Annotated in this window: 1 protein-coding gene; it reads left to right on the top strand. The window is 70.2% G+C overall.

Annotated elements, in window-relative coordinates; translation table 11 throughout:
- Positions 1–228: hypothetical protein (locus tag EXE45_RS19155; protein WP_137695213.1), on the top strand; the 228-nt coding region annotated here is incomplete at both ends.

Below are 228 nucleotides of genomic sequence, written 5' to 3'. Positions count from 1 at the left end.
GAACGACATCGAGCGCAACCTGGAGACTCCCTTGGAGGGAATCGGGGATGCGGTCGCCGCGGCCGAGGGCGACGACGCGGCGGGCGACGACGAGGCGTACGATCCGGGCGTCAGGCAGGCGATCCGCCACGGCGACACCTCGAAGGCGGACCGACAGGCGATGCTCTCCGAGACGCCGCACGTCCTCAACACCACGCCGGAGACGCTGGCGATCCTGCTCAACTCGCC

It is taken from the genome of Halorubrum sp. SP9 (assembly GCF_005435015.1).
GTDB lineage: Archaea > Halobacteriota > Halobacteria > Halobacteriales > Haloferacaceae > Halorubrum > Halorubrum sodomense.
This window is presented reverse-complemented; position numbering and strand designations above follow the sequence as displayed.